The organism is Hymenobacter jeongseonensis, from assembly GCF_015694725.1.
GTDB classification, from domain to species: Bacteria; Bacteroidota; Bacteroidia; order Cytophagales; family Hymenobacteraceae; genus Hymenobacter; species Hymenobacter jeongseonensis.
Window position 1 is genome coordinate 725,759 of the sequence record NZ_JADQDQ010000001.1, and the last position, 26,141, is coordinate 751,899.

28 protein-coding genes and 2 tRNA genes are annotated in these 26,141 nt (G+C 58.6%); 17 read left to right on the forward strand and 13 right to left on the reverse strand.

The window, feature by feature from the left end; genetic code table 11:
* Positions 1–144 precede the first annotated feature (144 nt).
* Both I2I05_RS02980 and I2I05_RS02985 read left to right on the forward strand, forming a co-directional pair.
* A complete protein-coding gene (locus tag I2I05_RS02980; protein WP_196280701.1) occupies positions 145–885 on the forward strand; it encodes a metal-dependent hydrolase in 741 nt (246 codons plus the stop codon).
* 382 nt (positions 886–1,267) lie between these two features.
* The gene (locus I2I05_RS02985; protein WP_317192306.1) at positions 1,268–2,269 is read left to right on the forward strand and encodes an NYN domain-containing protein; all 1,002 of its coding nucleotides are present in this window, start codon (positions 1,268–1,270) and stop codon (positions 2,267–2,269) included.
* A 182-nt stretch (positions 2,270–2,451) separates the two neighbouring features.
* On the opposite strand, the gene I2I05_RS02990 is transcribed toward I2I05_RS02985, so the two are convergent.
* Entirely contained in the window at positions 2,452–2,940 is a 489-nt protein-coding gene (locus I2I05_RS02990; protein WP_196280703.1) for a PaaI family thioesterase, read from the reverse strand.
* Between the two features lie 131 nt (positions 2,941–3,071).
* Here I2I05_RS02990 and I2I05_RS02995 point away from each other — a divergent pair, with 131 nt between their 5' ends.
* Complete coding sequence (locus I2I05_RS02995; RefSeq protein ID WP_196280704.1) at positions 3,072–3,377, forward strand: Mpo1-like protein; 306 nt, start codon at positions 3,072–3,074, stop codon at positions 3,375–3,377.
* A 13-nt stretch (positions 3,378–3,390) separates the two neighbouring features.
* Here I2I05_RS02995 and I2I05_RS03000 read toward each other — a convergent pair whose 3' ends face one another.
* Positions 3,391–3,849, reverse strand: coding sequence for a GNAT family N-acetyltransferase (locus I2I05_RS03000; protein WP_196280705.1), 459 nt, complete (start codon positions 3,847–3,849; stop codon positions 3,391–3,393).
* A 106-nt stretch (positions 3,850–3,955) separates the two neighbouring features.
* Here I2I05_RS03000 and I2I05_RS03005 point away from each other — a divergent pair, with 106 nt between their 5' ends.
* Positions 3,956–4,447: a YajQ family cyclic di-GMP-binding protein gene (locus I2I05_RS03005; protein ID WP_196280706.1), complete on the forward strand. Its 492-nt coding sequence runs from the start codon at positions 3,956–3,958 to the stop codon at positions 4,445–4,447.
* A 107-nt stretch (positions 4,448–4,554) separates the two neighbouring features.
* Positions 4,555–5,325: a TerC family protein gene (locus I2I05_RS03010; protein ID WP_196280707.1), complete on the forward strand. Its 771-nt coding sequence runs from the start codon at positions 4,555–4,557 to the stop codon at positions 5,323–5,325.
* A 22-nt stretch (positions 5,326–5,347) separates the two neighbouring features.
* Here the strand turns inward: I2I05_RS03010 and I2I05_RS03015 are convergent, their stop codons facing one another.
* From I2I05_RS03015 to I2I05_RS03035, 5 genes are all read right to left on the reverse strand, one after another.
* Positions 5,348–6,127 (reverse strand): J domain-containing protein, encoded by a 780-nt coding sequence (locus I2I05_RS03015; protein ID WP_196280708.1) that lies wholly within the window; start codon positions 6,125–6,127, stop codon positions 5,348–5,350.
* 14 nt (positions 6,128–6,141) lie between these two features.
* Complete coding sequence (locus tag I2I05_RS03020) at positions 6,142–6,357, reverse strand: hypothetical protein (protein ID WP_196280709.1); 216 nt, start codon at positions 6,355–6,357, stop codon at positions 6,142–6,144.
* A 157-nt stretch (positions 6,358–6,514) separates the two neighbouring features.
* Positions 6,515–7,312 (reverse strand): J domain-containing protein, encoded by a 798-nt coding sequence (locus I2I05_RS03025; RefSeq protein WP_196280710.1) that lies wholly within the window; start codon positions 7,310–7,312, stop codon positions 6,515–6,517.
* A gap of 18 nt (positions 7,313–7,330) precedes the next feature.
* On the reverse strand, positions 7,331–7,768 hold the full coding sequence (locus I2I05_RS03030; RefSeq protein WP_196280711.1) for a hypothetical protein: 438 nt from the start codon (positions 7,766–7,768) through the stop codon (positions 7,331–7,333).
* A 47-nt stretch (positions 7,769–7,815) separates the two neighbouring features.
* Positions 7,816–8,349, reverse strand: coding sequence for an RNA methyltransferase (locus tag I2I05_RS03035; RefSeq protein ID WP_196280712.1), 534 nt, complete (start codon positions 8,347–8,349; stop codon positions 7,816–7,818).
* 250 nt (positions 8,350–8,599) lie between these two features.
* Between I2I05_RS03035 and mutS the strand changes: the two genes are divergently transcribed.
* From mutS to I2I05_RS03050, 3 genes are all read left to right on the forward strand, one after another.
* Positions 8,600–11,284: a DNA mismatch repair protein MutS gene (gene mutS, locus I2I05_RS03040; protein WP_196280876.1), complete on the forward strand. Its 2,685-nt coding sequence runs from the start codon at positions 8,600–8,602 to the stop codon at positions 11,282–11,284.
* A 134-nt stretch (positions 11,285–11,418) separates the two neighbouring features.
* Positions 11,419–11,494, forward strand: a tRNA-Gly gene (locus I2I05_RS03045).
* A 67-nt stretch (positions 11,495–11,561) separates the two neighbouring features.
* Positions 11,562–11,644: transfer RNA gene (locus I2I05_RS03050), tRNA-Leu, on the forward strand.
* 104 nt (positions 11,645–11,748) lie between these two features.
* Here I2I05_RS03050 and I2I05_RS03055 read toward each other — a convergent pair.
* From I2I05_RS03055 to I2I05_RS03065, 3 genes are all read right to left on the reverse strand, one after another.
* Positions 11,749–12,291: an XrtX-associated membrane protein gene (locus tag I2I05_RS03055; protein ID WP_196280713.1), complete on the reverse strand. Its 543-nt coding sequence runs from the start codon at positions 12,289–12,291 to the stop codon at positions 11,749–11,751.
* Positions 12,292–12,306: 15 nt separating this feature from the next.
* Complete coding sequence (xrtX, locus tag I2I05_RS03060) at positions 12,307–12,864, reverse strand: exosortase X (RefSeq protein WP_196280714.1); 558 nt, start codon at positions 12,862–12,864, stop codon at positions 12,307–12,309.
* An 85-nt stretch (positions 12,865–12,949) separates the two neighbouring features.
* Positions 12,950–13,168 carry a PID-CTERM protein-sorting domain-containing protein gene (locus tag I2I05_RS03065; protein WP_196280715.1) on the reverse strand — a complete coding sequence of 73 codons (219 nt, stop codon included), beginning with the start codon at positions 13,166–13,168 and terminating at the stop codon, positions 12,950–12,952.
* 402 nt (positions 13,169–13,570) lie between these two features.
* On the opposite strand from I2I05_RS03065, the gene I2I05_RS03070 reads away from it, so the two are divergent.
* Entirely contained in the window at positions 13,571–14,569 is a 999-nt protein-coding gene (locus tag I2I05_RS03070; RefSeq protein ID WP_196280716.1) for an AAA family ATPase, read from the forward strand.
* Positions 14,570–14,657: 88 nt separating this feature from the next.
* Here I2I05_RS03070 and I2I05_RS03075 read toward each other — a convergent pair whose 3' ends face one another.
* The 3 genes from I2I05_RS03075 to I2I05_RS03085 all read right to left on the reverse strand — a co-directional run bounded on the left by I2I05_RS03075 (position 14,658) and on the right by I2I05_RS03085 (position 18,794).
* Positions 14,658–16,772 (reverse strand): T9SS type A sorting domain-containing protein, encoded by a 2,115-nt coding sequence (locus I2I05_RS03075; protein WP_196280717.1) that lies wholly within the window; start codon positions 16,770–16,772, stop codon positions 14,658–14,660.
* A 189-nt stretch (positions 16,773–16,961) separates the two neighbouring features.
* Positions 16,962–17,993, reverse strand: a complete 1,032-nt coding sequence (mnmH, locus tag I2I05_RS03080; protein WP_196280718.1) for a tRNA 2-selenouridine(34) synthase MnmH — start codon at positions 17,991–17,993, stop codon at positions 16,962–16,964.
* A gap of 87 nt (positions 17,994–18,080) precedes the next feature.
* Entirely contained in the window at positions 18,081–18,794 is a 714-nt protein-coding gene (locus I2I05_RS03085; protein WP_196280719.1) for a pyridoxine 5'-phosphate synthase, read from the reverse strand.
* 453 nt (positions 18,795–19,247) lie between these two features.
* Between I2I05_RS03085 and I2I05_RS03090 the strand changes: the two genes are divergently transcribed.
* The 8 genes from I2I05_RS03090 (at position 19,248) to I2I05_RS03125 (ending at position 26,138) form a co-directional block, all read left to right on the forward strand.
* A complete protein-coding gene (locus I2I05_RS03090) occupies positions 19,248–19,709 on the forward strand; it encodes a GatB/YqeY domain-containing protein (RefSeq protein WP_196280720.1) in 462 nt (153 codons plus the stop codon).
* 53 nt (positions 19,710–19,762) lie between these two features.
* Positions 19,763–20,296: a CvpA family protein gene (locus tag I2I05_RS03095; protein WP_196280721.1), complete on the forward strand. Its 534-nt coding sequence runs from the start codon at positions 19,763–19,765 to the stop codon at positions 20,294–20,296.
* Positions 20,297–20,391: 95 nt separating this feature from the next.
* Positions 20,392–21,033, forward strand: coding sequence for an anthranilate synthase component II (locus tag I2I05_RS03100; protein WP_196280722.1), 642 nt, complete (start codon positions 20,392–20,394; stop codon positions 21,031–21,033).
* On the forward strand, positions 20,999–21,781 hold the full coding sequence (locus I2I05_RS03105) for an alpha/beta fold hydrolase (protein ID WP_196280723.1): 783 nt from the start codon (positions 20,999–21,001) through the stop codon (positions 21,779–21,781). Before I2I05_RS03100 ends, I2I05_RS03105 begins: the two co-directional genes overlap by 35 nt.
* A 135-nt stretch (positions 21,782–21,916) precedes the next feature.
* Entirely contained in the window at positions 21,917–22,591 is a 675-nt protein-coding gene (locus I2I05_RS03110; RefSeq protein ID WP_196280724.1) for a CBS domain-containing protein, read from the forward strand.
* A gap of 6 nt (positions 22,592–22,597) precedes the next feature.
* The gene (locus I2I05_RS03115; RefSeq protein WP_196280725.1) at positions 22,598–24,058 is read left to right on the forward strand and encodes a BamA/TamA family outer membrane protein; all 1,461 of its coding nucleotides are present in this window, start codon (positions 22,598–22,600) and stop codon (positions 24,056–24,058) included.
* 78 nt (positions 24,059–24,136) lie between these two features.
* On the forward strand, positions 24,137–25,030 hold the full coding sequence (locus tag I2I05_RS03120) for an NAD kinase (protein ID WP_196280726.1): 894 nt from the start codon (positions 24,137–24,139) through the stop codon (positions 25,028–25,030).
* 139 nt (positions 25,031–25,169) lie between these two features.
* A complete protein-coding gene (locus I2I05_RS03125) occupies positions 25,170–26,138 on the forward strand; it encodes a DUF6089 family protein (RefSeq protein ID WP_196280727.1) in 969 nt (322 codons plus the stop codon).
* The last annotated feature ends 3 nt before the right edge of the window (positions 26,139–26,141 follow it).

Sequence of the window (26,141 nt, forward strand, 5' to 3'; positions counted from 1 at the left end):
AGGATACAGCGTAGCCGAAGGTAAGGTTTCCGAAGCCCACCCGTAGCTTCGTGGGCAGGTGCGGGTTGAGCAGCGTTTTTGCCCCGTGGCAGCGGGCAGCACGGCTTTCGGCCCCCCAACCACTCCTCACCGACTAACCCCTTCATGCGCGGCTCTTCTCATTTGGCCATCGGCCTCATCACCGGCGTGGCCATTGCGGGGCTGGTGCCCGGCATTCCGTTTTCGTTGCCCGGCATTGCGCTGGCTGGCTTTTCCAGCCTCGCGCCCGACCTCGACCACCCCGATAGCCGCCTGAGCAAGCGCCTGGGCTTTACCCAGAATTACGTGCGCTGGGCTTTTGCCGCCGGCGCGTTGGCTCTGGCCGCCTACGCCTACCTGCGCCTGGCACCGGGCTCCGAGCAGCGGTTGTACTACACGGCCGCGCTGGCTTTCGGCTTAATTGGGGTGGGCATGCAGGGCGGCTCGGCGCGCCGATTGGCGCTTCTTTTCACCGGCTTGGGCACGGTGGTGGCGGGCCTGTACACCGAGCAATTGTGGCTAAGTTTATTGGGAACGTTTGTGGCGCTGGCGCCCTTCACCTCGCACCGCTCCTGGACGCATACCATTTGGGCCACCGCCCTGTGGACGTACATCGGCTACCTAGCCGACCAGCACCTGGGTTGGCGCGGCGTGGCGCTGTTTGCGGGTGCGGGCTATATCTCTCATTTGTTAGCTGATACGTTGACTAAGGCCGGGGTTAGATGGTTTTTGCCCTTGGGGAATTATTCGTTTAAAATCCCTCTTATCAGCACCGGCTCTGCCACCGGCAACATGCTCGAAATCGCCATTTGCGCGGGCTACGGGCTGCTGGTTTTGGGCTTGGTAATCGGTCGCATGGGCTTTTAGCCTTTGGGCAGCGGCCCGTAGGCACGTATTGTACTCCTCCCTGCTGAGGCCTACTGTTGCATAAGTCAGCCAATACCATTAGCTTCGCAGCAGATATGCCCCTTTATTAAGACAGTGTTTGTATTGATTCGTGCTACTATCCAGCGTTTTCAATCAATTTAGCCGTCCGGCATTCTATCAAGTCAACAATTAACATAACACCAATTCGGGGAGTACTGCGCACCGGGTGCGGCTACCGAAAAAAATAGGGCTATACCGATTGTCAGGAACTTGCGGCGGGTGCAATTGTGCCTTGCTGTTCGTGGCGATTCTACCAACTCCATACACTGTCTCACCTAAAACACTTTTCTAATCCTAAATACAAATCATTACCATGAACCAGATGAACAGCCCCTTGATTCGGGTTGGTGTCTTCTATGACGGCAACTATTTCTTAAAAATCAGTGATTATTACTATTTCCAACACGAGCGAAAGGCGCGCATTAGCTTGGAGGGATTACATGAATATATTCGCCATCAAGTAGCTGAGGAAGAAGACGTAGACGTGCGACTAGCACAAATTACCGACGCTCACTTTTTTCGGGGCCGCCTTTCCGCCACCGAAGCCCGCGACAAAGACCGGCTGTTTCACGACCGTTTGCTCGACGATATTCTGATGAACCTGGGCGTGCAAACGCACTACATGGCCCTAAAAACCCGCGACGGCCGCCTCCAGGAAAAAGGCATCGACGTGTGGCTCTCCCTCGAAGCCCTGGAACTGGCCCTGCACAAAACCCTCGACGTGGTGGTGCTCATCGCCGGCGACAGCGACTACGTACCCCTCATCCGCAAGCTCAACACCGTGGGCACCCGCGTGATGCTGCTGAACTGGGACTTCAAGTACGAAGATTTCAAGGGCGAAACCCGCGTTACGCGCGCTTCGCAGCAGCTGTTGGAGCAGGTAACCTATCCGATAGCCATGCACGACGTCATCGACCGCGGCCTGCAAACCCAGGACGAAGTGGTAGAGGCGCTGTTCGTGAACCAGTCGGAGCCCGCGGCGTTTGCGCCCAGCGCGGCCCTGGCCCCCAAGGCCGTGCGCCCCACCGGCCCCACGGCCGCCGGCCCCGTGGGCACCCTGGGCATGAGCACCATCAAAAACCTGAAGAATGGCTTTGGTTTCGTGGTGATGCCCCCCAACAACCTGTTCTTCAGCTACGCCGACCTTACCGAAGGCGACTTCAACGACCTGCGCGAAGGCGACTGGGTTGAGTTCACCGTGGGCCGCAACCACCGCGACGAAGATTGTGCCCGCAACGTGCGCAAAGTGGCTGCCCCGCAGCTGAGCGACATGGAGGACGAGTACGAGCCCGTGAGCGCACACGCCGCCACCGCCGAGCTGTAACACTGCTACACCCCTTCGGAGCTGGTCCGCTCAGGACTCAGACCTGGAATTACTAACGTTAAAAAGCCCCGACTCTGCTAGAGTCGGGGCTTTTTAACGTTAGCCCAAAAGCGTGGCGCGAAAACGGTTGCTGATTGAAAACAAGCTTCTTACAAATGGTAATTGCCGCCGCCGGTGCCCGCCTATTCCATCACCAGTTTCGCAAAGTCGCGCTTGTTGGCCGGGTAGCGGTTGAACGTGCCCAGGCCGCGCGCTACGGCTACGTCTTCTTGGCCCTCCACCAAGCGGTAAATCACGCAGCTGCTCACCACCAGCTTGTTGCCGGCGTGGTCAACGGTGCCTTTGGCCACCAGCACATCGTGCAAATGCACGGCATGCAGGTAATTCATCTTGAATTCCACCGTCGAGACAAATTCCAGGCTGGTGAAGGCCAGCGATAGCGCGGCAGCGCCCAACGCCGCATCCATGAGGCCGGCGAGCACGCCGCCGTGGCAGGTATTGGGGGAGGACAGGTGCTCTTCCCGAATGGTCATGCGGTATTCGGCCTGCCCCGCCACGGGCACGCTCAGCACCATGCCGTTGGCTTGGCCGTAACTGTTCATTTGGTTGTAAGCCAGAACCATAGCTGCAATTTCGGGGATGCGGCGGGTGGGCGAGTGGGTTTCGGACATGGAGATGAATAATAATAAGCCGGGTTGCAGTAGCAAGTTTGGCAAAAATCGGCTTGATTTACTGAACCGGTGGTGGGGGCGACGCCCGGTGGCCGTCCCTGAGCTGGGTTACTTCTAACCTGGTTAATGCCATGTCTGCGCTACCGCTCACGTTTGCTGAATTTTATCCGCGCTACCTGCGCGAGCATAGCCGGCGCGGAACGCGGGTCCTTCATTTTATCGGCACCACGCTTTTCTTGGTTTGCTTGGTGCTGTTGGGCATCACCGGAGACTGGACTTGGCTGCTCGTGGGCATCGTTTCCGCGTACGGGTTTGCCTGGATGGGGCACTTTTTTGTGGAGCGCAACCGGCCAGCCACTTTTCAACACCCCTGGTTCTCGCTGCTCGGCGATTTCCGCCTGTATGCCGAATTATGGACCGGCCGGCAGAAATTCTAACAGCTGGTTTCGTTCAGGGCCGCTTCCGCATCAGAAAGTGCGGAATTACCCCGAACAAGGTGTGGGAGGGTTCCACCACCTCGTAGCCCAGCCGCTGGTAGAAGCCCACCGCCGACTCACGAGAGTGCAGCACCAGTTCCGATAAGCCCGCGGCCCGCGCCTGGGCTTCCAGATACGCCATAATCTGGCGGCCCAGGCCCGTGCCCGCCGCCTCCGGTGCCACGGCCATAAACCGGACCTGGCCCTCGTGGGCCGTAGTGGGCTGCAGCATGCCCACGGCCAGTGCCACCGGCGGGTGTTCAAATTCCGAGGCCAGGAGCAGGGCGTGCACGGTGCCGGGCTCCGCGTCGGCGGGGCTGCGCTCCGAGCCCGGGGGCTGCTGCCAGGGCTGGCGCAGCACGGCGTAGCGCAACTGGTAATAGGCGTCCCACTCGGCGGGGGTGCGGGGCGAACGGACGGCTGGGAAAGCCATATGCAAAACTGTTAGCAAGATGAAGCAACCACGGCAGAGTTGGGCCGTTACCTTTGCGCCCCGGCTCCGGCCGGGTACTCATTTCAAAACTACGCCCCACCCCGCTATGGCATCCTTCGACATCGTGAGCAAAGTAGACCCGCAAACCCTGGAAAACGCGGTGAACACGGCCCAAAAAGAACTGCAAACCCGCTACGACCTGCGCGATACCAAAGGCGGCATCGAACTCAATAAAAAGGAAAACACCATTTTGCTGTCGTCCGAAAACTCCATGCGCATCAAGGCGCTGGAAGATATTTTGCTGGGCCGGGTGGTGAAGCAGGGCATCGACGGCACCAGCCTCGATTTCTCGGCCGACGAGCAGCCCAGCGGCAACCTGATTAAGAAAACCATCAAGGTGCGCGCCGGCGTCGACAAGGAGTTTGGGCGCAAAATCATCAAGGCCATTAAAGACGCCAAGGTGAAGGTGGAAGCCCAGATGCAGGACGACCAAGTGCGCGTGACGGCCAAGAAAATCGACGATTTGCAGGCGGCCATTGCCGTGTTGCGCAAATCCGACATCGGCCTGCCGCTGCAGTTTGTGAACATGAAAAGCTAATGCACCACGGAAACATTCCAGCTGATGCGCGGGCATCGCTACCATGCGAAAGCCGGGAGCCCGTTGCGCATTCAATCCTCACTATTATTTAACTGCCACATCTCGAGATGTACGATTTCGGAGCCTTTGCCCAAGCCGCTACCTGGGTTAGTTTATTAACCCTCACTTTCATGGAAGTAGTGCTGGGAATTGACAATATCATCTTCATCTCTATTGTGGTGAACCGCTTGCCTGCCAGCGAGCAAGCGCGGGGCCGCACCATTGGCTTGCTGCTGGCGCTGGTGTTCCGGGTGGGGCTGCTGCTGAGCATTTCTTGGATTGTGGGCCTGCGCGCTTCCCTGTTCGAAATTGTGCTGCCGTGGCAGGACCAGCCCTTCGGGGTGGCCGGGCGCGACCTGATTCTGCTGGCGGGCGGTTTGTTTCTGATTTACAAGAGCACCACCGAAATCCACAACAAGCTGCAGGGCGAAGAAGAGCACGAGAACGGCGCCGGCGGCGCCCGCGCCACCATGGCGAGCATCATCCTCCAAATCATCATCATCGACATTGTTTTCAGCTTCGACTCAATTCTGACGGCCGTGGGCTTGGTCGACAACGTGCTGGTGATGATTGCAGCCGTGGTAGTGGCCATGGGCATTATGCTGGCCTTCAGCGGGATAATTGCCGGATTTGTTAACAATAACCCCACCATCAAGATGCTTGCCTTGTCGTTCCTCATCATGATTGGCTTCATGCTGGTGATGGAAGCGGCGCACAAGGAAGTGGAAAAAGGCTACCTCTACTTTGCCATGGCCTTCTCCCTGACCGTGGAGCTGCTCAACCTGCGGCTGCGCAAAAAAACCAAGCCCGTGCAATTGCGCGACTCGCAATACGACTAACACAAGGCCCCGAGCGAACGGATTACAGGAGCATTTTCAGGAGCGTGAGCGCCAGAAAAACCGCGGCCAGCATGCACGCTCCCAGCCGGTAGTCCTTGTTTAAGCGCGGCAGCAAGCCCAGCGTGGCCGTGGCCAGCAGGCCCAGCCAGAACACGTTGCGCGCCCCTTCATAAATGGAGGAAATGGCAAACGGCAGCTGTTGCGGGGACGAGCGCACGGAAATGGGCGTGCCCCACAGCGGCGTGCGGCGCACGGGCACCCGCGCCCCCACCGGCAGGTCATTGTACAGGGTAAAAGTGCCACGGTCGGTTTGGTGCAGGGTTTTTTGGTAGGAGCCCCGGCGGGTAGAGTAAAAGGTGGTTTCGGTGCGCAGTACCTTTTCCTGCTGCTCCGTGGCCAGGAAGTAGTCCACCGCCAGCGTGCCGCACAGCAGCAGGCAGGCCACCAGCAGCGGGCGGGCCAGGCGCAGGGCTTGGGCATACTGGGCGGCGTAGCGCACCGTGGGTGGCACCGCCGCCGGCTTGGGCCGGGACGACCAAAAGGCGCGGTGCGCTGCATCGCGCGCGCGGCCCGATGGGGTGATGTGCGTGACGGCCGGCGGCCGGATGCCGGCATCGTAGGCCACGCGTCGGCTGGGGTTGCTCAGCACCTCGTAGGCTGCCGTCACCGCGTAGTACCGGGCGTGCGCCTCGGGGTCGGGCGTCCGGTCGGGGTGGGTGAGGAATACCAGGCGGCGGTAGGCGCGCCGGATATCCGCCAGCTTAGCAGTAGTGGGCACCTCCAAAACCTGATAATGGGTCATCGATCGCAGCGAGGCTAAGGAATGGAAACAAGAGCCGTTAAGTTCAGCGCCGTGCGGGCGTGGGCCACTACGCCCTGCAGCGCCAGTTCGAACGGTTGCTCATTCGACAACTTCAGGGCCGGGCGCAGCGTGGCATGCAGAAACGCGTGAACCGTACTCAACGTGCTGGGCACAGGCGGCCGCAATGTCAGCGGAGCCGTATCGGAGCGGGCGTCAAAGCCTGAAATCATACGTGTTGAGTAGGAGTAAGGTAAATAGCAAGCAGTAAAATAAGCGGGAATTCAACCAAATAATAGGTCGATGGTTGACGAATTTCAGCAATAATTGGCCAGCCCTGGGCCGGCGCAAAAGGCCCAAGTTGGTGGTGCTGCGCGGTTAGCAGTGCGATTAGCTTGTCGCTAAAAACCAAAGCACAATTATCGCCAAAATAGCGGCTGTTGCAGCACATTCTACTTGCCGCTTCCCGGCCGGTCCGGGCCATGCGCCGACTGATGCTGTAAGCACCATTGCAACAACAAAAATTAGCCCTGCGCCGGCATAAATGAAATTTTCATCCCAGTACCGAGAAGGAAGACCATACTGACGTGTTTCGATGACTTTATACGCTAGAACTTGGCCAAACAAAGCCGTGCGTCGCATGTCCAAAACTTCGCCAGCATTCATGCAAGGCCCTCGGAAAGTAGAATTTTGCGTTCTGATGACGCAGTAAGACCCCCCTTTTTTGCTGCTGTGGAGCGTGCAGCTTTGCACTTCTTCACGCGGATAGTTGAGTACCCATACCCTATCGATGCCAAGCAATAAGCTAAACACAAGCAGCGCTTTACAAATAGCCTTGCCTAATGGAGCGTATCGCAAATAAGCGGCTTCGTGCGGATATGCTTCTGTCTTCCCTCTAGGATGATGGCGGGTGCTGGAAGCGGAACGCCTGCGTCTATCTCCAGCATTGGGTGCAGGAGTAGACGTTGCCAGAGTTGACGCCGTAAAGTGGCCCAAATCATCGTAAGCTGCCCGCCGGGTTGGGTCGCTCAGCACCTCGTACGCCGCATTAACGTCCAAATACCGGGCATGCGCGGCCGGGTCGGAGGTACGGTCAGGGTGCGTGAGTAGCACCAGCCGCCGATAGGCACTCCGGATATCCGCGGCCGAGGCAGTATTCGTTAATTCCAACGCTTCGTAGTGTTTCATCGACCACGAAGAAAGCAGCTATTCCCTGGCCGCCGCCAAGGCCACTACCTGCTCCGTTTGGTCGAGTACGCGGCGCTGGGCCAGCTCCAACAAGCGGCGGTTCAACTCGGGGCGCTGCTGCCGGTAGTAAGTGTGCTCTTCCTGCGTAAAACAGGCGGTTATCAGACCAATTACCGTGTAGCGCAATTTGGTATTGCGCGCCAGTAGCTCGCTGAGCTGGCGTTGCTGGTCAGTTGGGCTGGCTTTGCTCAGCAGCATGTGGTGGTCGAGCACAAAGTCGACCACTACGGCTAGTAGCAAGCTGTTTTGCAGCTTCAGCACGGGGCGCAGCGTGGAGTGCAGGAACTCGCCCACGCTGCCGGTAGGGTTGGTGGTGGTTTGGTCGGTTACGATATCGGGCCGAAGTGCCAGAAGCGCAGCATCGGGACGAGTGGCAGGGGAGGAGTTAGAAGTCATGCGGTGATAACAAACAACTGCCGCTTTGGCCGCTGCTGAATGGTTTTTTATACCACCCCCAGCTTCACCAGCGAATCCCAGAGCACCACGCCGGCCGCCACGCCCACATTAAGCGAATGCTTGGTGCCGAACTGGGGGATTTCCACGGCCAAGTCGCACAAAGCCAGAACGGCGTCTTCCACCCCAAATACTTCGTTGCCCAACACCAGCGCTAGCGGCCGGCCCGGCTCGGGTTGGAACTGGGGCAGGACCACGCTGCCGGTGGTTTGCTCCACGGCCACTACCTGGTAGCCGGCGGCTTTTAGTGCGGCCACCGCGGCCACCGTTTCGGCGGCGTATTCCCAGGCCATAGATTCTTCGCTCCCGAGCGCGGTTTTGGTGATTTCGCGGTGCGGGGGGCGCGGCGTGATGCCGCAGAGCCAGATTTTCTCCAGCGCAAAGGCGTCGGCGGTGCGGAAGATAGCCCCCACGTTGTGCATGCTGCGCACGTTGTCCAGCACTAGTACTACGGGGCTTTTGGGCGTACTTTTGAAGTCGGCCACCGTGGCGCGGTTCAGTTCCGCCATCGTCAGTTTTCGCATGGTCAGTAGCGCGAACTTTGTGGTTCGCGTCGTTGGTTTAAGGGGTTGGCCCGATTGCACGCAGCGGCCGATTATAGCCAGCCCGCCCGCGTTCGGCGCTTATTTCGGCTTTGCGCGGATTATTCATCACTACAAACGCGAACTACAAAGTTCGCGCTACTTTGCTTTGTCTGCACCTAAGAAAGAATTCGTTATCAAGTCCGTCGGGCCCGACCACATCACCCCCGGCTCGCCCGTCGACACGCCCCTGATGAAGCAGTATTACCTGCTCAAGCAGCAGCACCCCGGCGCGGTGCTCTTGTTTCGGGTGGGCGACTTCTACGAAACCTTTGGCGAGGACGCCGTCACGGCCAGCCGCATTCTCGACATCACGCTCACCAAGCGCGGCGGCGGCACCCCCAACGAAATTGCCCTGGCCGGCTTCCCCCATCACGCCCTCGACAACTACCTGCCCAAGCTGGTGCGCGCCGGCCAGCGCGTGGCCATCTGCGACCAGCTCGAAGACCCCAAATTGGCCAAAGGCCTCGTCAAGCGCGGCATCACCGAACTGGTGACGCCCGGCGTGAGCATGCACGACAACGTGCTTGAGCGCCGCTCAAACAACTACCTCGCCGCCATTCACTTCGGCAAAGCCGAAGCCGGCATTTCTTTCCTCGATATCAGCACCGGCGAGTTTCTGGTAGCGCAAGGCACGCTGGATTACCTGGGCAAGCTGCTCCAGAATTTCAGCCCGGCCGAAGTGCTGTTTTGCAAGAAAAGCCGGAGCGAGTTCGAGCAGCATTTTGGCCCCGATTTCTGCACCTACGCGCTGGATGAATGGGTTTTTGGCAACGATTACGCCCACGACACGCTCACCCGCCATTTCAAAACCACGTCGCTGAAAGGCTTTGGCGTGGATGGCCTCAAGGAAGGCATTGTGGCCGCCGGCTGCATCCTGCACTACCTCGCCGAAACCAAGCATTCCGACCTCGGTCACGTGGCCGCCCTGGGCCGTTTGGAGGAGGATAAATACGTGTGGCTCGACCGCTTCACGGTGCGCAACCTGGAGTTGGTGCACGCCCAGCACCCCGGCGGCGTGCCCCTCATCGACGTGCTCGACCAGACCCTGACGCCCATGGGCGCCCGCCTGCTGCGCAAGTGGATTGTGTTGCCCCTCAAAGAGGTAAGTCAGATTCAGCGCCGCTTGGACACCGTGGCCGCCCTCGTGGCCGACGAAGAACTGCTGGCCGACCTCACCATGCACCTGCGCCAGATAAACGACCTGGAGCGCCTCATCAGCAAAGTAGCAGTGCGCCGCGTGAACCCGCGCGAATTATTGCAACTGGCCCGGGCCTTGGAGGCCATTGCGCCCATGCGCGAGCGGCTGGCCAGTTCCGGCGTCAAAGCCTTGGTGAAACTAGCCGACCAGCTCAACCCCTGCGCCAACCTCCGCCAGGAAATCCTGGCCAAAATCAAGCCCGATGCGCCGCTGCTCACCAACCAAGGCGGTGTACTGAATACCGGCATCGACCCTGAGTTGGATGAGTTGCGGGCGCTGGCTTTTTCCGGCAAAGACTACCTGCTGCAACTTCAGGTGCGGGAGCAGCGCAACACCGGCATTTCGTCGCTCAAAGTGGCGTACAACAAGGTGTTCGGTTACTACCTCGAAGTCACCAATGCCCACAAAGATAAGGTGCCCGCGTCCTGGATTCGCAAGCAAACGCTGGTGAACGCCGAGCGCTACGTAACTGAGGAGCTGAAAACCTACGAGGAGAAAATCCTCAACGCCGAGGAGCAGCTCTTTGCCATCGAGCAGCGCATCTACACCGATTTGGTGCTGGCGGCGCTGGATTTTGTTCCCCACATTCAGCAAAATGCCCGCGCCATCGGCGTGATGGACTGCTTGGCCAGCTTCGCCCTCACGGCCCGACAGCAGCGCTACGTGCAGCCCGTGGTGAACGACGGTACCGTGCTCGACATCCGCGCCGGCCGCCACCCCGTGATTGAGCGGCAACTGCCGCCCGGCGAAAGCTACATTCCGAACGACATTTGCCTCAACCAGGACGAGCAGCAGATTGTGGTGATAACCGGCCCCAACATGGCCGGCAAATCCGCGCTGCTGCGCCAGACGGCCCTCATCGTACTGCTGGCTCAAATCGGCTCTTTCGTGCCCGCCGATGCCGCTACCGTGGGCATAATCGACAAGATTTTCACCCGCGTGGGCGCCTCCGACAATCTGAGCAAGGGCGAAAGCACCTTCATGGTGGAGATGACTGAAACGGCCTCCATCCTCAACAACCTCTCCGACCGCAGCCTCGTGCTGATGGACGAAATCGGACGCGGCACCAGCACTTACGACGGCATCAGCATTGCCTGGGCCATTGTGGAGCACCTGCACAACAACCCCAAAGCCAAGGCTAAAACCCTCTTCGCCACCCACTATCACGAGCTCAACCAGCTGGCCGACGACTGCCCGCGGGTGCGCAACTACAACGTTGCCGTGAAGGAGGCCGACGGCCGCATTCTGTTTCTGCGCAAGCTGCAGCCCGGCGGCTCCGAGCACAGCTTCGGCATCCACGTGGCGCGCTTAGCCGGCATGCCCACTTCGGTGGTGCTGCGGGCCAATGAAATCATGCACCACCTCGAAGTGGAGCGCACCAGCGCCGGCGTTGACGACGGCCAGCCCACCGAATTTGATGAGTTGTTGGCCGGTTTGGACGCCGGAATGGACCAGCTTGTGGTGGTGCATCCCGCGCAGGCCACCATTCCCAAGCCCCGCACCACCACTGCGGTGGCCACGGCGCCACGGCCCACGGTGCAGCTCAGCATGTTCGAGCCGTTGGACCCCGCCTTGGAACGCATCCGCGAGCTGCTGCAACACCTCGACATTAACACCCTGACCCCAATTGAAGCCCTGATGAAGTTGAACGAACTGAAGCTAACCTTAGGCAAATGATAAATTTTTAGGCCTGAAAATGAACGCAAAAGCCCCTTCAGGTAAAAATTTCCATACCTACCCCTTGCTTCGCCAAAAAAGCCCCTTACCTTTGTCGAACCATTCAGCGCTATGAAAGTAGCAATGAACCTCCCGCGAGAGTAGCTCAGTTGGTAGAGCGCGACCTTGCCAAGGTCGAGGTCGCGAGTTCGAACCTCGTCTCCCGCTCCAAATAGTTAAAAAAGACGTTGCTTTACCGCAACGTCTTTTTTGTTTGAACCCGCATCGGCGGGCAAACGCCAGAGTGGTGTAATGGTAGCCACGAGGGACTTAAAATCCCTTGTCTTCACGGACGTACGGGTTCGAGTCCCGTCTCTGGTACTAAAAAAAGGCCTTCACAAGATTGTGAAGGCCTTTTTTGTTGGAAAAGCAGCGCTCAGCAGCTCAAAAAAAGCCAGCTGACGGGCTGCTTGCGGATGGTTACATCACTGCGCATCAGGATTAGCGCCCGTAGTAGGCGCTTTGCGGGGGCCTGCACTTGCAAGACCGAAGCTGGTTCGGAAAAACAGGTAGAGCCCAACAACGGGAACCGGGCTCACCACAAAATCAAGAATGTCGCGACTAAGCTTGTACGCCCAAACCGCGTTAGCAGCCTTTGCCAGTAGCAGTAGCGCCGCGTAAACAACCAGTACCATGAAGTACAAGCGCAGTGCCAGCAGCCACTGGGCGGAAGAGGATAGGAGCGCACGCAGCAACAGTAAACAGAGGGCCAGATAGAGGGCTGCGTACGTAGCCACCGCCGGCAGAAAGCGCTTGGTGATGCCACTATTAATGCCACTCTGCAAGGCTTGCGCTTGCTGGCCCAGCCCCAGTGCCGACAGCGCCTTCTTCCACAACGTTGTGAGCAGTAGAAGGATTGCTTCGTCGTACACATCCACCAGCACCAAGGCCAAGACCAACGTGCCGATTACTGCCCAACGAATCAATCTTTTGGATGAGGAGTCAGTACCAATAATAACGTCGGCCACTTGATAAATGAAGGATTAGCTGGAAGTCGATTGGGAGGCGGGCACTGCTAAGCGGCGGGCCCACAGCATCCACAACGCGAAAATAAAGCCGTACACGATGAAGGTGAACGTGTAATGGTGGTTGAAATCCGCAGACCGCTGATAGTAGTGTTGGTTGATGGCCAAGGCCGCTACCCGCAACACGTTCAGAAACCAAATGACGATGATGCCGGCGGGAATGTACCAAAGCTTGCGCTGCCAAGGGCCGGGAAACGCCGCTACAAACCCGGCGAACAAAGCATATAAAACCAAGCCGTTGCATGGTGCGCCAACTGACACGGCGGGCTGGTTGTTCAGCAAGATTAAATTTGATTGCTGGGCATTGACGGTGGAGTCGAAGCCCAACAGCCGGAGAAATGATGCGCCAGACGCGGCAATGTGGCCGCAAAGTACCGCATCGAGCCGGCCGTCCTGCTTCAGCCATTGGTCGTAGCCAAAAAACCAAATCAGGAACAGTACGGAAGCTGTGAATATAAAGCGATACAGCACCCGGTTGCTAGTGGGCAAGGCGTTGGTTGAGGCAATGGCAGGCATAAATTAACAATTAAGTACCCGAAAATTTCAACAAAAAAGCGGCTCTACCTTTCGGAAGAGCCGCTTTTTTATTCGATTCAATAAATTAAGCCTTGCGCCGACGGTTGCGCAATTGCTTCACGCCAAAAGCAACACCACCAGCAAGCAGCAACGAAACACCTCCATCAATGGGAACATTTACTGGTGCTGGCACGGGACCTCCAGTGTCCGGGTCGTCAGAACTGCCTTGGGCAAATGCGAAAACCGTTGTTGCCGCTACCATTAATAGGCTCGGCAATAATTTTTTGAGCAAAAATGATTTCATGCGAAAAGATGGAGAGGTTTAAAATTGATTGTGCGTGGCGAGGCGGAAACAAATATAGGAACCAATTGACTATAAACCTGAACGGTTCCGGGTATTGGGCTTTGGCGCAGCAACCGCTGCCGTAGCTACCAATTCAGCAAGTACGGGGTTCCAGCATATTCGGTTTTTTAATTATTGGAAAAATCCGAAAATACCGGTGGCAGGATACGAATAGTTGTATTGTGGCCATTCGCAGGCACAGAATATTTTTATTGTTGCCCTGACGCGATAGATTGTTAACAGCATTCTGCTCGTTGCAGGGGCCGCGTTTGGGCCATCGTCCGGCCCATTACCGAATTGCTTGGGGCTGTGCTCACGGGGCTTATGCCTACCTTGCACTTGTCGTTTTGCCCGTTTTCAACCATGCTGCCTGCTCCTGACCCCGCCGCGCCACCGGCCGCTCCCGTCGATTACCATCCCCTCATTCGCCAGGTATTTGCCGAAATGGGCAAAGTGGTGGTGGGGCAACAGCAACTGTTGACCCGCCTCCTCATCGGATTGTTTACCGGGGGGCATATTCTGCTGGAGGGGGTGCCCGGACTTGCCAAAACCCTCACTATTTCCACGCTGGCCAAGGTGTTGCATTTGCATTTTCAGCGCGTGCAGTTCACTCCCGATTTGCTGCCTTCCGACTTGGTGGGCACCATGATTTACAACCAGAATCAGTCGGTTTTTGAGGTGAAGAAGGGGCCAATTTTTGCCAACCTCGTCCTGGCTGACGAAATCAACCGCTCTCCGGCGAAAGTGCAAAGCGCCTTGCTCGAAGCCATGCAGGAGAAGCAAGTGACCATCGGCGAAACCACGTACCCCCTCGACCTGCCTTTTCTGGTGCTGGCCACGCAAAACCCAGTGGAGCAGGAAGGTACCTACCCATTGCCGGAGGCGCAGGTAGACCGCTTTATGCTGAAGGTGCACGTCGATTACCTCAAAAAGGCCGACGAACTGGAGGTGATGCGCCGCATGGCCAACCTGAGCTTTGTAGAAGACGTGCAACCGGTGCTTACCCAGGCCGATATTTTCGGCATTCGCCAGCAAATCAACCAAGTGCAGATATCGGAGACCCTGGAAAAATACCTCATCGAACTGGTGTTTGCGACCCGCCGGCCCGCCGATTACGACCTAGTCGAGTTTGCGCAGGCCGTGCAGTTTGGGGCCAGCCCGCGGGCGAGCATTGCCTTGCACCGCGCTTCCAAGGCCGTGGCTTACCTCGAAGGACGTGATTATGTGTTGCCCGAAGACATTAAAGAAGTGGCCGCCGATGTGCTCAACCACCGCATTCTGCTCACCTACGAAGCCGAAGCCGACGGCATCCGCACGCAGGACCTGATAGAGGCCATCCTGCGGAAAGTGCCCATTAGCTAGCTGCGGCTTCAGGGTGAATGCCACCAAAAAAGGGCTGACCATATGGTCAGCCCTTTTTTGGTGTGCAATTAATCTAAGCGAAAAAAAGCTATTGAATAACCACCTGTTTTACCACCAAGTCAGCGCTGGTTTTCAGCTGTAGCATGTACACGCCCGGCGCCAGGTTGCTGGTGTCGAAATTAAGGTTGCCGCCGGCTGGCGACAGGTTCAGTTGGCGCTGCTGTACGGCCTGGCCCAGGGCATTTACGAGCGTGGCCGAGGCCGTGTGGAGGCGGCCGGCGGGCACGCTGAGCGTGAAGCTGCCGCGCGCCGGGTTGGGGTACAGGCCCACGGTGGCGGCCAGGGCATCGTTGCGGGTGGCGGTCAGCACCCGCAGCTGCAGGTTGTCCATGCCAATGTCATCGTCGCCAAAGTCGGAGGTGGCCTGGAACCGGATTACGGTGGTGGCCGACGTACTGGCAATGGCCACCGTTTTGGTCGTGAACGTGGTGTTGGTGGTTGCCGTCAGTATCGGCGTGGCGCCAAAGGTGTTGCCGCCATCGGTGCTCAGGAATACGTCGAGCTTATCCGTGCCGCTGGGGTTGATGTAATCGAAGCTGAGGGTGGTGCTGCCGGCGCCGGTCATGTTCACGAATAGGTCGAGTTTGCCTTGCTGACCGGCCGCGGAGCCGAAGGTGTGAAACCGGGCCGAATGGGCGCCCGTACTGGCCCGCGTGACATACGGCGGAGTCGGGAAGTTTGTGGTGGGCGATTCGTTGTCCGCATACCGCCAGCCGGCCGAGGCAAAGCCGTCGTCCTCGCGGCGCCACGAGTTGTCGCCGAGGGCCGGATAGTTGCGCCAGTTGTTGGTGGGCACATCGCGGGTGGCCAATTCATTCACCCAAGGGCCTTCAAAGCTCTCGTTATAAGGCAGCGCGGTGTAAACGGCGGGCGGCGGAGTGGCCAGGGCGGTGGCACAAATGGTGAACGGGCCTTGCGTGTCGTTCGAGCCAAAGCCCGAAACGAACACATAATACGTGGTATTGGGAGCAAGAAACGACAACCGGATGGGACCCGCCACGGTGTTGTTGGTGCTGGCCGTGGCGCAGGCTAATTCGGTGAAGGGCCCCGCGCTGCTGGCGGCCGAAAACACGCGCACCTGCCCGGCCGCTGAGCCCGTTACCTGCAGCCCAATATCGGTGCTGCCCACTCCGGAAGCCGCCGTAGTGAACTTAAACCACACATCCTTGGGGGTGAGGGCAATGCCGCAGCCCGGGTTGACGTAGCCCGTGGCCGTGGTGGTGGAAGCGCCCACGGTGGTGCCCGTAACTGGGGTACACGTCGTAGCCAAGGGCAGGTTTACAGCAGCGCCGGGTTCGTCATTGACTAGCGCAGGTGCCGTATCGGCACCGGGCACAAAGCGGTAGGTGCGGCCGGCATCGGGCATCCCCGCCCGGCTTACGTTGTGGGCCTGTTGGCCATAGTTCTGACTGATGAAGGTGGTGGTGCTCCAAGCGGTAGCGGGGTCGAGCTTAAGAGCTAGCACCAGCTGGTTGCTGGCGGTGCTTGCGCCCTTAAGGCCCACGTTTGGAAAGCGGGTGTCTACTGCATTGGCCGAGGCAGTGGCCGGGCCATACACAAATTCGATGTTTCCGCTTTCGTACAGCTTGGCCTGAAAGCTGAAGTTGGCGAATTGGGACTTCGCGCCGGTTCCGGCCTCCGACTTGTCGCTCACGTTTTTCCACTGAATGGTGCACACCCGGTTGGGCGCCGTGCCCGTGGTGGCTACCCGGTACTCCGCTGCCGCCGTTCCCTGTTGCAAATCGAAGTTGAAGGGCATCAGCAGATTGGTTTCGGCGGCGCCGGCGGCAGTAAGCGGGTCGATGCCTACGCCCCCGTTAAAGTTCTCGAAAAACAAAGCGGCGGTGGCGGGTGCCGTGCTGCCGAGCTTAATCAGGCCGTTGGTGTTGAGAATGAACTGCGTGAAGGCAGTGCCATTGTACGTAAACGTGAACCCAATATTCTGGGCCGCCGAGTTTGCGTCGTCGGTATTGGCGGTGGTAATAAGTGTACCTGCGGCGCCCAGGTCGGCGTAAGTGCCAGCCACGTTCACGGCATTGGAGGCGAAGTAGTTCAGGTTTTGGGCGTAGGCGCCGAAGGGCAGCAACGCCACCGGTAGCCACCGGCTGGCTTTTTTCAGCCGGGCTTGTAAGGATGTAAACATAGAACAGAGGAAAAAAGGACGAATAGGAAAGTGGAAGGCATGTTGTTGGGTTACGAACCAACGAATCGGGAAGCGCACGGGAATAGGCAAAGCCGACAGGCAAAGCCGACAGGCAAATTACCACATAAGTGGGCAACTCCGTAAACGTAAGCATACCGCCCGAAACCAGTTGGCAATGAAGGACAAAGGCTAGCTAATGCCCGTTGCAAGCGCTTGCAGCAAGGCGGCGGCGTTGTCATCGGGAGCGCAACCGGACACGGGAACGAAGGTGCGCGCGGGCTCGCCCGGCCGCTGGGCCAAGCCGTAGGTGTAGGTCTTGTCGTAGTAATCGAGTACTAGCTCCACCATTAAGTTAAAATCGCCGGCCTCCACAGCGGCCAGGGCCTGCTGCGTGGCTAGGCCGCCCAGGCGCTTGTGGAGCCGCTCGATGGCGGCAGCCAGTTCCGTGGGGTCTTCGGCTCCGTATTCGGCGGCCAGCTTGGCCACGCGGGCGGCGCGGGGCACCTCCAGCACCCAGCGCGGGGCAGTACGCAGCTGCGCAAACAAGGCCGGTGGAATAGTGAGCCGGCCAATTTGCCGGCTTTCGTCTTCTACCCAAATCGGTGCATCGGTGGGCAAGGCGGCCAGAGTGGCGGCCAAGTTGTTCTCGAACTGCTCCTGGGTGGGCTGAACGGGCTGGCCAATGGCCCCAAAAGCCGAGCCTTTGTGACTAGCCAGCCCCTCTAAGTCGAGCACGGGCTGCGAATGGGATGCGGCGGCCAAGGCGTGCAGCACATCGGTTTTGCCGCTGCCAGTGAGGCCACCCAGTACGCGCCAGTTGCGCGGCGTTTCGAACGAGGCCAGCACGGCGCGGCGGTAGTCCTTGTAGCCCTTGTCCAATAGGTGCACTTTGAAACCGGCCAGCTCCAGCAGCCACAGCACCGCCCCGCTGCGCATGCCGCCACGCCAGCAGTGCAGCCGTACTTCTTTGCCCTGGGCCAGCTTTTGCGCCTTTTTTACCATTTCCGACATCTTCGGCCCGAAAAACTCCAGCCCCAGGTGCACGGCACGCTCCTGGCTCACCTGCTTGTAAGTCGTGCCGATGCGGGCCCGCTCTTCGTCGGTGAACAGCGGCAGGTTGAGGGCGCCCGGCACGTGGCCTTGCGCAAACTCAATGGGCGCGCGCACGTCGAGAATCGGGTAGGGGAGGGCCTCAAACTCGGCTAACGAATGACGGGGCATGGAACTACTGAGAGAGTGGGGAGAGAAAAGCGGTAACAAAAGCGAACCGGTGAGGGAGTCGCCTTCTATGATTTCCGAACGGAGGAGTTACTTGAGCTGCCTTTTGTAGAGCTGCACTGTATTTTCTAGGCCCAGGTATAGGGCGTCGCACACCAGCGCGTGGCCAATGCTGACTTCGGCTAGTTCGGGCAGCTGCTGTTTCAGCCAGGCTAGGTTATCCAGGTCCAGGTCGTGGCCGGCATTCACGCCCAGGCCCATCTGCCCGGCGCGGGCGGCGGCGGCGCGGTAGGGGGCCACGGCCCGTTCGCGGTCGGCGAGGTAGTGCACGGCATAGGCTTCCGTATAGAGCTCGATGCGGTCGGTGCCGGTGGTGACGGCAGCTTCCACCAACGCTAGGTCGGGGTCGAGGAAAATGCTGACGCGGCACCCCAGGCTCTTGAGCTCGGCCACCACGTCGCATAAATAGGCCTGGTGCCGGATAACGTCCCAGCCGGCGTTGGACGTAATGGCCTCGGGGGCGTCGGGCACCAGCGTTACCTGCTCGGGGCGCACCTGGCGGCACAGGGCCAGAAAATCAGGCGTGGGGTTGCCCTCCACGTTCAGCTCCGTGGTCACAACGGACTTCAGGTCGCGCACGTCTTGGTAGCGGATGTGGCGCTCGTCGGGCCGTGGGTGCACGGTGATGCCTTCGGCCCCAAACCGCTCAATGTCGCGGGCGGCTTGCAGAATGTCGGGCCGGTTGTGGCCCCGGGCGTTGCGCAGGGTGGCCAGTTTGTTGATGTTGACGCTGAGCTTGGTCACGGAGAAGTTGGGAAGGAGTGAAGGTGGTTGGCAAAGCACAACAGCCCATTTGCGTAGGTTGATTTGTACTGAGTGCCGTAATGGAGCCGGCTTGCGGGCCTGTTGCCGTAGCTTCGGGCCGAAATTACGCCCTTCGTCGTCCTCATGCCGGGCCGCTGGGCCTTGTCTGATGCTCTCACGTTCCTTTACTTCACTCAATCCACTGTTCACGCGTCATCTTAAAATTCGGCATTAGTTGACGCCAATGAATTGGGGCCATTACCACTTGCACTCGAATGAAGGTGACTGCTGCTTCGTGCTGACCTTTGCTAAACTCAAGCTTACCCGTGGCCAGTCTGTCCCAACCCGCGCCCCGCGCCGCATCGCCCTATACCCTCGGCCACCCGCCCCGGTTTGGGGCTATCATCGGCTTTTCCCATCCTCCCACGCACTAACCCGCCAATACCCTTCCCCATGCTAAAAGACACCATCGACGCTGCCATCAAGCAAGCCATGCTGGCCAAAGACAAAGTACGCCTCACCACTCTGCGCAGCATCAAATCCCAGATTATGCTGGCCGAAACCGCCGAGGGCGCCACCGGTGGCGCCCTTACCCCCGAAGCCGAGTTGAAGATGCTCAACAAAGCGGCCAAGCAGCGCCGCGATGCCGCCGCCATTTACAAAGAGCAGTTTCGCTCCGATTTGGAGGAAAACGAGCTGGCTGAACTGGCCATCATCGAGGAATTTCTGCCCGCTCAGCTCTCCGAGGCCGATTTGGTGGAGCGCCTCGTGCACATCATCCAGCGCGTTGGGGCGCAGGGCCCTTCCGACTTGGGCAAGGTGATGGGCGTGGCCGCGCGCGAGCTCTCAGGCCAGGCCGATGGCAAGCGCATCTCCGACGTCATCAACCACTTGTTGAACAACACCAACCTGTAAATCATGCGCGCTGAGGGATGGCGCCGCTGTCCCTCAGCGTCTTATTGCCTGCCATGACGGCCCTCGATATTCTGCTCCTGCTTCCGCTCGGCATTGGGGCCGTAAAAGGTTTTCGACGCGGGCTGGTGCTCGAAGTTGTTTCGCTGCTGGCGTTTGTCTTGGCCGTGGTGGGCGGGTTGAGTCTGCTTTCGGCGGCGGTGCCGCTGGTGCGGCACTACGTGGGCAGCGCCTTTGGCATGCTGCCCCTGGTGTCGTTTGCGCTGGTGTTTGTGGCCATCATGTGGGGCGTGCACATGCTCGGGGGCCTGCTCAAAACCGCCGTGCACCTCACCCCGCTGGGCATGCTGGATAACCTGCTCGGCGGTGCGGCCGGCGTTATCAAATGGATACTGGGCCTGAGCCTGCTGCTGCACGGCACCCGGTTGGCGGGCCTGCACCTGCTCTCGCCAGCTCTGGTGGCCGAGTCCCAGGTGCTGCCCATTGTGCAGCAGGCCACGCCGCTGGCGCTGCAACTCACCGGCTACGTGCTGCCTTTCGCCCAGGATTTGCTGGTGAAAATCAAAACCGCATTCGTGAGCCGGAGCTAAAAAACCGCGTTCGGGAATGGAACAGCAGGCAACTGAGGTTTACCGCTCACCGCTACTGCCCGTTTTCTACGGCTGCTTGCTATTGTACTACCGTAATGCGCCTGTTGCTGCTCGATAATTTCGATTCCTTCACCTTCACCCTGGCCGACTACCTGCGCCAGCTAGGAGCCGAGGTCTTGGTGCGCCGTAACGACGTGCCCCTGCGGGAGATTCAAGGGCTGGAGTTTGACGGCATTGTCCTTTCGCCCGGTCCCGGCACTCCTGCCCAGGCCGGCGTGATGCCCGCCGTCATTAAAGCCTATTATCAGCAAAAGCCCATGCTCGGCGTTTGCCTGGGCCACCAAGCCTTGGGCGAATTCTTCGGGGCCACGGTTGGGCGGGCGGCTCGGCCCATGCACGGCAAAGTGGCCGAAGTTCGCTGCGCTACGGGCGAGGCACTTTTTGCCGGCTTACCCGTAACGCAGTTGGTAACGCGCTACCATTCGCTCATTCTCAGCGAACCCCTGCCGGCGGAACTGGTTTCCCTGGCTTATACCACCGGCTCGCCCCCCGAGCTTATGGCCTTGCGCCACCGCACGCTCCCGCTCTATGGCGTGCAGTTTCATCCCGAGGCCTTGCTCACGCCCCACGGTCTGGCAATTTTGGCCAATTGGCTCCGGTGTTGTATCATTGCCAAAACGCCGGGAATTGACGAGAAACGAGATGGAATTGCGCCGCCAGCACCAGCAAGGGTATGAATACGTAGACGAAGGCCAAGGCCCGGTGCTGCTGCTGTTGCACGGCCTGTTCGGTGCCCTGAGCAACTGGGAAGACGTGGTACAGGAGTTTGCGCCCGACCACCGGGTCATCATTCCGCTGCTCCCCATCTACGAAATGCCTCTTTCGCAGGCCGGTGTGCCCGGCTTGGTGGCCTACGTCGAAGGCTTTGTGGCCACCTTGGGCCTGCCTGCTGATTTCACCGTGCTCGGCAATTCGCTGGGTGGCCACGTGGCCCTTGTTTACACCCTGAAAAACGCCGAACGCGTCAACCGGCTCGTGCTCACGGGCAGCAGCGGCCTGTTCGAAAACAGCATGGGTGCGTCGTTCCCCAAGCGCGGCAATTACGCCTACGTGGAAGAGCGGGTTGGCTTTACTTTCTACGACCCCAAGGTGGCAACCCGGGAATTGGTTGACGAAGTCTTCAATGTCACCAATTCCAACTCCAAGTGCTTGCGCATCATTGCCATTGCCCGCTCGGCACAGCGGCACAATCTGAGCAAGGAATTAACTAAAATTACCGTGCCAGTGCTGCTGGTGTGGGGCCTGAACGATACCATCACCCCACCGCCCGTCGCCCACGAATTTGCCCGGCTGCTGCCCCACGCCGAACTGCGCTTTCTCGACCATTGCTGCCACGCGCCCATGATGGAGCGCCCCGCCGGCTTCAACGCCTACCTGCGCCGGTTTTTGCGTACTACCGAAACAGCCCCCGCTGCCGCAGCCTAACGCCGGTTATCCTTTTGCCGGCTCAATTGTTGCTCTCTGTGCTGGCACAGAAGGCTACCATTCGTTTGTGTTCCACTATCCTTTCCACCAAGCTATTACCTATCTATTTCTCCGACGCTCATAATTACCTAGCATATGCCCGCCCTGCTCGCCGAAGACTTACTCAACGAAATGATTCCGCCTCTGAAGGGCACCGATTCGGCGGGCAAAGCAGCGCGCTGGCTCGATGAGTTCCACGTGGCACAACTGCCCGTGCTCGACAACCGCCTCTACCGGGGCCTTGTTACCGAAGCTGACCTGGCCGATTTCGACGACCCCGAACGGCTCCTGTCGGAGTTGCCGCTGGGCTATGCCGAAGCTTATGTGCGCCCCGACCAACACTTTTACCGGGTGATGGAGCTGGCCATTGAAAATAAAATTCAGCTCGTGCCCGTCGTCGACGAGCGTCACGAGTACGCGGGAGTGGTGACCATTGCCGATGCGCTGGCGGCTTTCGGCCAGCAGCCGGCCGGTGGGCAAGGGGGCATCATTGTCCTCACCATGGAAGAGCGGGATTATTCCCTCACCCAAATCAGCCGCTACGTTGAGGAAAATAATGCCAAAATCATCAGTGCTTTGGTGGCTCAGGACGAAGTTGACCCTTACCGCATACGGCTTACGCTGAAGCTTAACACTGATAATTTGGCTCGCATCACGGCCACGCTGGAGCGGTTTGGCTACGTAGTCACCGCGCAGTTCAACGGCAATGCCGTGACCAGCGAAGACGAGCAGGAGCGCTACGATGCCCTCCTGCGGTACCTGAATGTCTAGAGCCGGGTGGTAGGAGTGCTGCTGACGTTGCGCGCGCTGGTGGCCGGCATTGGGCTTGGCCTGAGCCAACCGGCCGACACGTTGCCCCGCTCACTGGTACCCGTAGTGGCGCCCTCCGATACGCTGGTGCGCGTTGTGCCTTGTCCGGGTGTTGTGCGGGCTGCGGTTGGCACCGTTCTGTTCGCGGGCAATTCCGTTACCAAGGAACGCATTTTGCGCGCGGAGCTTGACTTTCGTGAAGGGGATACCTTGACTCTGGCCGACTTGCCTGCCCGGCTCGAAACCAACCGCAGCCGCTTATTCAACCTCCAGCTGTTTCATTCGGTGGTGGTGCAGTCCAGTTGCGCCGGGGGCAGACTGCTTATCGTTTTCGGCGTACAGGAGCGGTGGTATACCTTTCCAGTGCCCATTCTGTCGTTGGCCGACCGCAACCTGCGCTCCTGGAGCGAGCGAGCAGACCGGTGGCGCCGCGTCGATTACGGTATTCACATCAGCCGATACAATTTTCGCGGCCGTAACGAGCAAGTTCGGGCCAACCTTCAACTCGGCTTCAATCGCAAATACGAGTTGTTTTACGAAGCGCCTGGCTTGGGCGCTTACCGCCGGATTGGGCTCGGCTTAGGGGCGTCATTCAACCAAAGCCGAACGGTTGATTACGCCACGCAGGCCGACCGATTGGTGCCCCTGCGGACCGATGAAGGGTTTCCCATCCAACGGTTGTATGCCACGGCGGGGCTGCGCTTTCGCCAAACCGTGCAGTCTCTCACCGCGTTCGATGTAGCTTACCGCCGCGAGCGCATCAGTGATTCCACCAATTATTACAACCCTGACTATTACCTCGGCCGCACCCAGCGCGAGTACTTGGAGCTAACGCTGACCAGCACCCGCAATCAGCGCAATACGTTTGCGTACCCACTCACCGGGCAATACGCACAAGCCCGGCTCACGCACCGCATTTTCTTAGACGGAACCACGCCTAGCATCACCACCCTGCGCTTGAAGTATGCACGTTACCTCTCCCTAGGTCACGGGTTTTATTACACCGGCGGCTTTAGCGGACAGGCCCGCCTTGCTCGTCGCCTCGCCTATGCCGACACCCGGGCCCTGGGCTACGAAGACTTGGTGCGGGGCTACGATGAGTACGTAATTGACGGCCGGCATTACGGCTTGGTGCAGCAAGGGGTGTCTTACCGGCTGCTCCATCCCGACCCAATTAAGCTGAAGGCCATCGGCAACGATAAAATCAACACCATTCCGTTAGCCCTCTACCTCAATATCTTTGCCGATGCCGGCTATGTAGCGGCAGGCACTACCATACCCCAAAACCGCCTTCCCAATCATATGCTGCGGGCAATAGGCCTCGGGGTGCACTTAGTTACTTACTACGACCGGGTGTTTACCGCTGAGTACACGTTGAACGGCTTGGGCCAAACAGGGTATTTTTTTCGCGCCGATTTCCCGATTTAACAATATCGGCCGGCTCATCTGGTTATTTATTTGTTACGTAACCCCGCTTCGGTTGCGCAAGCTGTTGCCCCACTCCGCATGAAAATCGCCATCCTTGGCAAGCCTTTCGACGATGAAGCCGCCCCGGCCATTCAGGCATTATTCGATGACCTAGCCGCCCGGCGTGCCGAAGTGCGCATCGGCGAAGCTTTCCGCACTTTCCTCAACAACCGCATCCGCCTCCCCGAAGGCACCACCGAATTCCGCCGCGGCGACTCCCTGCGCGGCGTTCAATTTGTCCTCAGCATTGGCGGCGATGGCACCTTGCTCGATACCGTAACCTACGTTGGCAGCCTGCAAATCCCGATTTTGGGCATTCACACCGGCCGGCTTGGCTTCTTGGCCACCATCACCCCCGACCGGATTGCCCAAGCCATCGACTCGTTGTATAAAGGCCATTTTAACATTGAGGAACGCAGCCTTATTCGCGTCGATACCGACCCCGATGTGTTTGGCAGCCTCAACTTCGGTCTCAACGAATTCAGCGTCCTTAAGCGCGACACTTCGTCCATGATTGTCGTGCATACGTACATTGATGGCGAATACCTCAACTCTTATTGGGCCGATGGGTTGGTAGTTGCAACCCCAACGGGCTCCACGGGGTATTCGCTCAGTTGTGGGGGACCAGTGATGCTGCCTCAAACCAACAATTTTATCATTGCGCCCGTATGCCCCCACAATTTGAATGTGCGCCCGCTGGTTGTGTCAGACCAAAGTGTGATTTCCTTCGAAATTGAGGGGCGCAGCACCAGCTACATGCTGGCGCTCGACTCTCGCTCCCTGCCGGTAGAGGCATCTGTGCAAATTGCGGTTCGCCGCGAAGCGTTCAATGCCCGCTTGGTTAAACTCAACCATGTAAACTTTCTCAGCACGTTGCGAAGCAAGTTAAACTGGGGGCTAGACCGGCGAAACCCGGCTGGTATTCAGTCGTAACTAGACTATTACTTGTTGAAAATATACTGGAAAGTTTTTTTAGTTCCAGATAACGCCTACTTTTGTCACTGTCTGAAACTGCGCACTTTCCGTGCTGCCCCTCCATACCTGAACATCGCCTCATCATTTTTGCTGCCTTATGAAAAATATTTTCACGTATTCTACGGCCTTTGCGCTCGGATTAGCCTTGGTGGCTACCCCCGAAGCAGAAGCCCAGCAGTTTAGTAAGCGGAAACAATATAACTCAGTGGGCTTCAGCCTAAACGCTGTGAATTATTTTGGGGACGTTACCCCGGTTACCAACTTTACCAGCTTCCGCTTAGGTGCCACCCGTGTTGGTGCCGGTGTCTCCATCACCCGTCGCTTCTACCCACGCCTTTCCGGACGGTTTGGTCTTTCCTACGGCCGTATCTCGGGTGACGACAACTTGGCTGCTGACCAGAACGACCCCGATGCCCGCTACCGTTATAACCGGAACATGAGTTTTCGGAATGATATGGTAGAAGCTTCGGCAGTCGCAATCTTCGACCTGATTGAAAACCGTAACAATTACCTGAAGCGCCCGGACTTTGTGCCGTATGTCTTCGCTGGTGTTGCCGGTTTCTATCATAACCCCAAAGGCAAAGTTGGCGATAAAGCTCCCGAAGGCCTGCGGCCTGGCACCTACGTTTCGCTGGCTGAGTTGAAAACCGAAGGACAAGCTAGCGCCTACGGCAAAACCCAGTTTGCCATTCCTTTTGGTGGTGGTATCCGCTACCGCATCAACCGCAACTTTGATGCAAGCCTGGAAATTGGCTGGCGCAAAACGTTCACCGACTATCTTGACGACGTAGGAGGAAAGTATGCTCCTGCTGGAAGCTTCACCACGGCCGCACAGGCGTATTTTGGTGGTGGTAACCCCGATGCTTCTTCTAGATTGACTCCTAGAGGCGGCAACTTTGCCGACGGTGGTGGTTTGACCCGTGACCGTACCACCGAATTCCGTGGTTTTGACACGCCCGGCGAAATTCGTGGCGACAGTCGCAATAGAACGGACTGGTACATCGTTACCGGTGTCTCGTTGAATTACATCTTGACGCCCCGCATCAAGAACCCCAAATTCCGCTAGCCT

Bases quoted from the DNA above. Each gene is read 5' to 3' on its own strand.
- I2I05_RS02985 (WP_317192306.1), top strand. From the start codon at position 1,268: ATGAACAGCCCCTTGATTCGGGTTGGTGTCTTCTATGACGGCAACTAT.
- I2I05_RS03120 (WP_196280726.1), top strand. From the start codon at position 24,137: ATGAAAATCGCCATCCTTGGCAAGCCTTTCGACGATGAAGCCGCCCCG.
- I2I05_RS02995 (WP_196280704.1), top strand. From the start codon at position 3,072: ATGTCTGCGCTACCGCTCACGTTTGCTGAATTTTATCCGCGCTACCTG.
- I2I05_RS03105 (WP_196280723.1), top strand. From the start codon at position 20,999: ATGGAATTGCGCCGCCAGCACCAGCAAGGGTATGAATACGTAGACGAA.
- I2I05_RS03125 (WP_196280727.1), top strand. From the start codon at position 25,170: ATGAAAAATATTTTCACGTATTCTACGGCCTTTGCGCTCGGATTAGCC.
- I2I05_RS03075 (WP_196280717.1), bottom strand. From the start codon at position 16,772: ATGTTTACATCCTTACAAGCCCGGCTGAAAAAAGCCAGCCGGTGGCTA.
- xrtX (WP_196280714.1), bottom strand. From the start codon at position 12,864: ATGCCTGCCATTGCCTCAACCAACGCCTTGCCCACTAGCAACCGGGTG.
- I2I05_RS02980 (WP_196280701.1), top strand. From the start codon at position 145: ATGCGCGGCTCTTCTCATTTGGCCATCGGCCTCATCACCGGCGTGGCC.
- mutS (WP_196280876.1), top strand. From the start codon at position 8,600: ATGAAGCAGTATTACCTGCTCAAGCAGCAGCACCCCGGCGCGGTGCTC.
- I2I05_RS03090 (WP_196280720.1), top strand. From the start codon at position 19,248: ATGCTAAAAGACACCATCGACGCTGCCATCAAGCAAGCCATGCTGGCC.
- I2I05_RS03005 (WP_196280706.1), top strand. From the start codon at position 3,956: ATGGCATCCTTCGACATCGTGAGCAAAGTAGACCCGCAAACCCTGGAA.
- I2I05_RS03035 (WP_196280712.1), bottom strand. From the start codon at position 8,349: ATGCGAAAACTGACGATGGCGGAACTGAACCGCGCCACGGTGGCCGAC.
- mnmH (WP_196280718.1), bottom strand. From the start codon at position 17,993: ATGCCCCGTCATTCGTTAGCCGAGTTTGAGGCCCTCCCCTACCCGATT.
- I2I05_RS03070 (WP_196280716.1), top strand. From the start codon at position 13,571: ATGCTGCCTGCTCCTGACCCCGCCGCGCCACCGGCCGCTCCCGTCGAT.
- I2I05_RS03095 (WP_196280721.1), top strand. From the start codon at position 19,763: ATGACGGCCCTCGATATTCTGCTCCTGCTTCCGCTCGGCATTGGGGCC.
- I2I05_RS03010 (WP_196280707.1), top strand. From the start codon at position 4,555: ATGTACGATTTCGGAGCCTTTGCCCAAGCCGCTACCTGGGTTAGTTTA.
- I2I05_RS03100 (WP_196280722.1), top strand. From the start codon at position 20,392: ATGCGCCTGTTGCTGCTCGATAATTTCGATTCCTTCACCTTCACCCTG.
- I2I05_RS03065 (WP_196280715.1), bottom strand. From the start codon at position 13,168: ATGAAATCATTTTTGCTCAAAAAATTATTGCCGAGCCTATTAATGGTA.
- I2I05_RS03030 (WP_196280711.1), bottom strand. From the start codon at position 7,768: ATGACTTCTAACTCCTCCCCTGCCACTCGTCCCGATGCTGCGCTTCTG.
- I2I05_RS03025 (WP_196280710.1), bottom strand. From the start codon at position 7,312: ATGAAACACTACGAAGCGTTGGAATTAACGAATACTGCCTCGGCCGCG.
- I2I05_RS03000 (WP_196280705.1), bottom strand. From the start codon at position 3,849: ATGGCTTTCCCAGCCGTCCGTTCGCCCCGCACCCCCGCCGAGTGGGAC.
- I2I05_RS03015 (WP_196280708.1), bottom strand. From the start codon at position 6,127: ATGACCCATTATCAGGTTTTGGAGGTGCCCACTACTGCTAAGCTGGCG.
- I2I05_RS03110 (WP_196280724.1), top strand. From the start codon at position 21,917: ATGCCCGCCCTGCTCGCCGAAGACTTACTCAACGAAATGATTCCGCCT.
- I2I05_RS03020 (WP_196280709.1), bottom strand. From the start codon at position 6,357: ATGATTTCAGGCTTTGACGCCCGCTCCGATACGGCTCCGCTGACATTG.
- I2I05_RS02990 (WP_196280703.1), bottom strand. From the start codon at position 2,940: ATGTCCGAAACCCACTCGCCCACCCGCCGCATCCCCGAAATTGCAGCT.